This is a genomic window from Marinomonas foliarum, from assembly GCF_003337275.1.
GTDB classification, from domain to species: domain Bacteria; phylum Pseudomonadota; class Gammaproteobacteria; order Pseudomonadales; family Marinomonadaceae; genus Marinomonas; species Marinomonas foliarum.
In genome coordinates, this window is the sequence record NZ_QPJQ01000068.1 from 1 (window position 1) to 4,102 (window position 4,102).

Genomic DNA, 4,102 nt, shown 5'->3' on the forward strand with positions numbered 1-4,102 from the left:
AGCAGTAGGTGAAGCATCAACCAGATAATCCGATGAGATGCCGGTCTGTCTCACTCTCATGCAAAGGTAAGATCAACCATTTAATCCGCTTACCCGAAATACACACATCACTCGACGGACGAGCTGCCGTTGCTTAGGCTGATGGCCTTTTTTACACCCAAGGGGAACGCTATGGATAGAGATGCACTTGAACAGAACCAGATACCGATCTACTTCGTCGCGGTCATTGCCGCAGCAATCGGTGGGCTCATGGCACCTGTGGCCGCTCTGGGGTTAAATGCTCTGGTGACTCCGACTATCGCCGTGCTGATGTACGCGATGTTCCTACAAATTCCCTTTCTTGATCTGCGCGAAGGGCTGAGCAACAAACGCTTCATGTCAGCCCTGCTGATCGCCAACTTCGTATTGATTCCGCTGTTGGTGTGGGGGCTCACCAGAGGACTCACGGATCACCCAGCGATCCTTGTCGGTGCTCTCCTGGTACTGCTGACGCCCTGCATCGACTACGTGGTGGTCTTTACTCATATTGGCAAGGGCGACTCTCGTGGGATCCTTGCGGCGACACCAATCCTGCTGCTGCTTCAGCTTGTTCTGCTACCCGTGTATTTGGCCTTCATGTTGGGTGGACAGTCCGACGTCGTGATCTCGATAGGCCCCTTTGTTGAAGCCTTTCTCGTGCTGATTGTCGCGCCGTTGTTGTTGGCCGTGGTTACAGCGGCGCTGGCCAAAAAGTCGAAAATCGTCGGTGGTTGGAACGCCGCCTGGGCCTGGCTGCCCGTTCCAGCAATGGCAGCGGTTCTGATAGCGGTGGTCGGTTCTCAAATCTCCTCGGTCGTTCGCGACATCGACAAGCTTGCACCGGTGATCCCTGTGTACATCGGCTTCATGCTGCTGGCACCGTTGATGGGGGCTCTGGCTTCGAAAGCTTTCAAGCTGCCTTCCACGACTGCCAGAGCGGTTACCTTCAGCTCGTCAACGCGTAACTCTTTGGTAGTTCTCCCGTTAGCTCTGGCGCTGCCTGAAGAAATTCGAGGGCTTGCTGCCGCTGCGGTGATCACCCAGACGCTAGTCGAGCTGGTTGGTGAGCTGATCTACATCCGCGCAATACCGGCCTTCGTCTGGCGTGACAAATCGCAGGTTGTGTCGACGACTTTGTAAGTTAATAAATGGCGGACACACCCAAAAGTGATTTTTTGGCAATGCGGGCAGCTTTTGGGCGCGCGCCTCTTGCGGACGCCACTAGCGCCAAACCACCTGGGTCGGACGGCCATTGTTCGCCCCGATAAATTGCTGGTGTGATCCACAAGGAATGGCCAAAAAACCTGAAAAATGTTAGTGGGTTATTTTCTATATAATTCAATAGGTTATGATCTACTAACAGTTAGGCTCATTCAGATATAACGATGGCTGTATCGTTGCGCGTTCCAAAGAGGCGAAAGCACTAGGCATTAAAATGGGAGTGCCTCTGTTTCAAATTCAGGACGAAATAAAGCAGCATGGCATTGTGTGCTTTTCGTCGAATTATGCCTTGTATGCGGATTTATCAAATCGTGTGATGACGATCTTAGAAGAGGAAGCGCCAAGGCTGGAAGTGTACTCCATCGATGAGGCCTTCATGGATTTAACCGGTGTTAATAATGTGATGGATTTGCTGGCGTTCGGCAAACAAGTGAAAGCCAAGGTCGATCAGTGGACGGGCATTACTGTTGGCGTAGGCATTGCGCCAACCAAAACGTTGGCGAAGTTGGCTAACCATGCGGCTAAGAAATATCCAGCCACCGGTTCGGTGGTAGATTTGATGGACCCAGACAGACAAAAGCGTTTGCTTGCATTGGTCGATGTGAGCGACGTGTGGGGTGTTGGCCGTCGTATTACAGCAAAGCTAAAAGCGAGGGGAATTCATACCGCCTTGGATCTCGCGAATGCAGACCCTAAATCGATTCGAAGTGAGTTCTCAGTGGTGTTGGAGCGAACCATTCGAGAATTAAATGGAGTGTCCTGTTTGGATCTGGAATTGGTCAGGCCAACAAAGCAGCAAATCATTTGCAGTCGCTCATTTGGCCATAAAGTGACAGACAAGCGCGAACTACGGGAAGCAATTGCCAAGTACACAACCAGAGCCGCCGAGAAATTACGCGGTGAAAAACGCTTTTGTCGCATGGTGAGTGTGTTCGTTCGTACCAGTCCATTCATTCCAAACGAACCGCAGTATTCGAAAACCTTGTCTGCAGAACTTCCTAACCCAACCGACGACACGCGAGACTTATTAGAAGTGGCCGACGTGCTGTTTCGTCGCATCTATCGTTCAGGTTATCGCTACGCCAAAGGCGGTGTAATGTTGGCGGATTTTTATGAACATGGCGCTTTTCAGCAAGATTTATTCCAAGCAGATAATACAAAAATCAACTCAAAAGCATTAATGAGTGTCGTGGACAAAATCAACCACAGCGGCCTCGGCAAGGTTTTTTTTGCCTCTCAAGGCGTGTCACCACAATGGTCAATGAAAAGAGAACATTTATCTCCAGCGTATACGACCAGGTGGGATGAGTTACCGAAAGTGTATTGACTCGAAATGTAGAAAATGGAAATCAGCGACGAATTAAAAATGCAAACGATAGTGATGGCGGAGGGTTCCATGAACGATGAAGGTATCAATAAAAATGCCAGTAAAGAGTCAGCAGGCAAGATAATAGCAACGGTTGTATTATGGCTAGAGGAACAATCTCCACAAGAGCGTTGGGACTTATCAGATGAACAGATGTGTGTTCTTCTAGGCGGTATTACGGTTTCAACTTGGAATCAATGGAAAGAGACCGCACAGATTAATGACAGCCTTCAATTAGACCAAGACACTATTGATATACTGGCGATGCTGGTAAGTATATACAAGATGATTCACCTAAGTTCACCACCTGGCTTTAAGTATGATTTTTTCAAAAGGCCAATACATCATCCGACATTTAATGGCAAATCAGCCAGGGAGTTTATGCTAGAGAACCCTTCACTTGACGATTTTCTCAAGGTAAGAAATTATTTTCAAAGCAGAGTGATGTTATAAAAAACTTGATCGAGTCGAGTGAGTCTAAAGATGCGCCTGTTGCTGAAGTGTCGTCATACTTCTAGTGAAAAGTGCCCAATTATAAGAAAACATATAATTTATAAGAAAAAATATAATTGCATATAATTGGTGTACTAGAACAATGATGAGTCATTTTTTTGTGGTTTTTTTAGGTGTTCATACTTTGGTGGTCTAGTAAAGTCTGGGAAGTTCAGACTGTACTTTTAATAGCACTATTCGTAAGAAAAAAGAGGTGAGCTTATGAGGGGTGTTACTGCTACTGACTTAAAAGCCAAGGGTGTGGCTGCTGTTGAGGCCGGTTTGTTAGAAGATGAAGAAGTGATTATATCTGTCCGAGGTAGAAATACATATGTAGTGATGGATTTGCATAAATACACTAAGTTCAGAGAGTATGAGCTTGAGATTGCCTTGCTAGAAGCTAGGGCTGATATTGAGGCTGGACGCTATTTTGATAGCTCTGTGAATGACCATATGCAGCAGATAAGTGAAGAACTATAGGTTCATTTATCCTGATAGCTGGTATGGACCTAGTTTCCTAGACAGTTGATCATCATTGTACTTATCAGTCATGTTAGGGGATATGTATGAGCAATAAACGAAAAAATTATGCCGAAAAATGCATTGATATTCATGATATTGAGAGCAGTCTTGATCTTGTTATGAATGATTCAAAAGGCAGCCCAGTTGCTGTAATGCAGGATGGTAACCTCGTATTTTACTGTGTTCCTGCTGACACTTATGCCGCTATTTTAGAGGCAGTTGAAGCGTCAGAAATGAGAGCGCTGAATGAAAGGGTTCATCAATTGGGTCTAAAGCTGTTTGGTGACGAAGACAGTTGGACGTCATGGATGAAAAAACCTGCCTTAGCCTTAAATGGTCAATCGCCTGAATCAGTGATGGGGACTAAAGAAGGAATGCAGCGGGTAAGTGAATCGCCACTAGTTCAGTAGACACTTCTCAATCATCTTTTCGAACAGTTTTTCATACTCAACAGGTGACAGCATATCATTGGCACTGTGGCGT

At 46.5% G+C, this 4,102-nt stretch carries 4 protein-coding genes and 1 pseudogene; all 5 read left to right on the plus strand.

Features of this window, described 5'->3' with window-relative positions:
• The first annotated feature begins 171 nt into the window (after positions 1 to 171).
• The 5 genes and pseudogenes from DFP77_RS19220 to DFP77_RS19245 all read left to right on the plus strand — a co-directional run bounded on the left by DFP77_RS19220 (position 172) and on the right by DFP77_RS19245 (position 4,029).
• On the plus strand, positions 172 to 1,158 hold the full coding sequence (locus DFP77_RS19220) for an arsenic resistance protein (RefSeq protein ID WP_072839257.1): 987 nt from the start codon (positions 172 to 174) through the stop codon (positions 1,156 to 1,158).
• A 250-nt stretch (positions 1,159 to 1,408) separates the two neighbouring features.
• Positions 1,409 to 2,566: pseudogene (umuC, locus tag DFP77_RS19230) on the plus strand (translesion error-prone DNA polymerase V subunit UmuC); the annotation flags it as partial.
• 69 nt (positions 2,567 to 2,635) lie between these two features.
• Complete coding sequence (locus DFP77_RS19235; RefSeq protein WP_147270577.1) at positions 2,636 to 3,058, plus strand: hypothetical protein; 423 nt, start codon at positions 2,636 to 2,638, stop codon at positions 3,056 to 3,058.
• 261 nt (positions 3,059 to 3,319) lie between these two features.
• A complete protein-coding gene (locus tag DFP77_RS19240; RefSeq protein ID WP_114413786.1) occupies positions 3,320 to 3,577 on the plus strand; it encodes a type II toxin-antitoxin system Phd/YefM family antitoxin in 258 nt (85 codons plus the stop codon).
• Between the two features lie 86 nt (positions 3,578 to 3,663).
• Positions 3,664 to 4,029 carry an MbcA/ParS/Xre antitoxin family protein gene (locus tag DFP77_RS19245; protein WP_114413787.1) on the plus strand — a complete coding sequence of 122 codons (366 nt, stop codon included), beginning with the start codon at positions 3,664 to 3,666 and terminating at the stop codon, positions 4,027 to 4,029.
• Positions 4,030 to 4,102 lie beyond the last annotated feature (73 nt).